General features: G+C 68.9%; 2 protein-coding genes. One reads left to right on the plus strand and one right to left on the minus strand.

Annotated elements, in window-relative coordinates; all coding sequences use genetic code 11:
* The first annotated feature begins 124 nt into the window (after nucleotides 1-124).
* The gene (locus QZV94_RS24825; RefSeq protein WP_293683121.1) at nucleotides 125-646 is read left to right on the plus strand and encodes an SRPBCC family protein; all 522 of its coding nucleotides are present in this window, start codon (nucleotides 125-127) and stop codon (nucleotides 644-646) included.
* A 177-nt stretch (nucleotides 647-823) separates the two neighbouring features.
* On the opposite strand, the gene QZV94_RS24830 is transcribed toward QZV94_RS24825, so the two are convergent.
* Nucleotides 824-1,612, minus strand: coding sequence for an SDR family NAD(P)-dependent oxidoreductase (locus tag QZV94_RS24830; RefSeq protein ID WP_293683123.1), 789 nt, complete (start codon nucleotides 1,610-1,612; stop codon nucleotides 824-826).
* Nucleotides 1,613-1,825: the final 213 nt, after the last annotated feature.

Genomic DNA, 1,825 nt, shown 5'->3' on the forward strand with positions numbered 1-1,825 from the left:
CCGGGTTTCCCCATCGCCGAGCGCGAGGAGCCGCACGCGAGCCCGGGATGGAGCTATTTCATCCTGGATGCCCTGCTGAGCGAACTCCAAGCCCCTCAACCGAAGATGCAGAAGGACTGATCCCATGCCCAAGCCCGTGGAAGTGAAGACGCCCTCCGACCGCGAAGTGGTCGTGATCCGCACGTTCGACGCGCCCGCGGCCCTGGTCTGGGACGCCCACACCAAGCCCGAGCTGCTGAAGCGCTGGATGCTGGGCCCGCCGGGCTGGAGCATGCCTTACTGCACCGTCGACCTGCGCGTGGGCGGCAAGTACCGCTACGTCTGGCATGAGGACGCGACCGGCGCCGAATTCGGTTCGTACGGCGAGCATCTCGAGCTGGAGACCCACCGCCGGATGGTCACGACCGAGCGCATGGACGGTCTGGACGGCCAGCCGGTGAACCACGAGCAGCCGGTCGAGGCGGGTGAGCCTGCGATCAACACCCTGACGCTGGTCGAGCACGACGGACGCACCACGCTCACGGCCTCGGCGCTCTACCCGACCGCGGAGATCCGCGACATGGCGTTCCAATCCGGCATGACCGATGGCATGGCCGTCAGCTACGACAACCTCGACGAGGTGCTGGCGGCCGAAGGCGTCGGCTGAATGCTCATCATCCACGACTTCGCCGGCGGCGCGCGGGGGGCCGCGCGTCGCCTGGCAGCGCGAGGAGATGGGGGTTGGTCTACGAGGCCAGCCGCCTCGACTAAACCGTCCCGGACGCCGACCGCGCCATCCCGCCCACCGCGGGCGCATGCAGGCGCGGCAAGCGCCTGATCGGGATCAGCGCAGGATCAGGCCGCCGTCGATGACCAGCTCAAGGCCCGTGACGTAGCGCGCCTCGTCGCTGCACAGCCACAGGGCGCCGTTGGCGATGTCGGCCGGCACGCCCTTGACGCCCAGCGGCACGGAGGCGGCCGACATGGCGTCGAGGTCGGGCATGGCGTTCATGCCGGGGTTGATCGCATTGCCGACAGTGATCCAGATCGGCGTCTCGATCAGGCCTGGGTGGATGGAGTTCACCCGGATCCCGTCCTTGGCCTGGGCGCATTCCAGGGCGATGGACTTGGTGAACAGCCGCACCGCGCCCTTGGTGGCGCAGTAGCCCGACAGGTTGGGCGAGCCCTTCAGGCCCGCCACCGACGAGATATTGACGATCGAGCCGCCGTCGCCGCTCGCGCGCATCAGCGGGATGCCGTGCTTCACGCCCAGGAAGACGCCGTCGACGTTGATGGCCATCTGCCGGCGCCAGTCGGAGAGCTTCATCTCCAGGGTGGGGCCGCCGATGCCGATGCCCGCGTTGTTGACCAGGATGTCCAGGCGGCCGTGCCGGGCCTTGATCCCGCCCACGACCTCGATCCAGGCGTCCTCGTCGGTGACGTCGTGGCGGCGGTACTCCGCCTGGCCGCCCGCCGCCTTGATGCCGGCCACGACCTCTTCGCCCATCGGATCCTGGATGTCAGTGACCACGACGACCGCCCCTTCGGCCGCCAGCTTCTCGGCGATCCCGCGACCGATGCCGCTTGCTGCGCCGGTGACGAGCGCCACCTTGCCTTCCACCCGACCGGTCATGGCGTCTCCTTCATCGCTGGCCAGCTGCTCGCGCAGCGGCCAGGAGCCAAGCAGCCATGCCGCCGGGGAATGGAAGCGCCGGCGCGTACGTCATCCTGCGGCGTCGGGCGCTTCGGGCCTCGGCAAGCCCGAACGACCCGGCCTAGCGTCTGTCTCTCAGCCTGCATTCCCCAAGTGGCGTGGCGTTTGAGGTGAAGATCGCCTGTATCCGAG

This window comes from uncultured Phenylobacterium sp. (assembly GCF_902826855.1).
Lineage (GTDB): Bacteria > Pseudomonadota > Alphaproteobacteria > Caulobacterales > Caulobacteraceae > Phenylobacterium.

What these genes read in the sequence shown, in the direction of transcription:
- QZV94_RS24830 (WP_293683123.1), bottom strand. Translation starts at nt 1,612, where the DNA reads ATGACCGGTCGGGTGGAAGGCAAGGTGGCGCTCGTCACCGGCGCAGCA.
- QZV94_RS24825 (WP_293683121.1), top strand. Translation starts at nt 125, where the DNA reads ATGCCCAAGCCCGTGGAAGTGAAGACGCCCTCCGACCGCGAAGTGGTC.